The sequence below is a fragment of the Clostridium sp. AM27-28 genome, assembly GCF_003480955.1.
Taxonomy (GTDB): Bacteria; Bacillota; Clostridia; order Lachnospirales; family Lachnospiraceae; genus Otoolea; species Otoolea fessa.
The window spans coordinates 1-361 of record NZ_QUJT01000042.1; the positions used below are offsets into that span (position 1 = coordinate 1).

The 361-nt window shown below is 46.5% G+C and carries 1 tRNA gene; it reads right to left on the reverse strand.

Going from position 1 to position 361, the window contains the following annotated elements:
• Positions 1-182: 182 nt before the first annotated feature.
• A tRNA-Ala gene (locus DW720_RS15565) sits at positions 183-255 on the reverse strand.
• Positions 256-361: the final 106 nt, after the last annotated feature.

A 361-nucleotide genomic window follows, 5' to 3' on the forward strand; every position in this document is an offset into this window, starting at 1 on the left:
CTCTCGGTTTGAACTTTGTATCAGATTTTCAATATGCAGTTTTCAAGGTACATTGCGAAAACAAAATGTTTCGAATGCGTTGAAAGCTTGCTTTCATAAGCTTTCGTAATATTTTGTTTTCATAACGTGCCTGCACGTGAGTGAGGAAACTTTGTTTCCGAACTGCAATGTACAGTCACGAATGGAGATGGAGAGATTCGAACTCTTGACCCCCTGCTTGCAAGGCAGGTGCTCTCCCAACTGAGCTACACCCCCATAATGAATCCGGCATCCACCTGCTTTCCCATGCCGTCTCCAGCATAGTATCATCGGCCGCTTAGGTCTTAACCATCGTGTTCGGGATGGGAACGGGTGTGTCCCC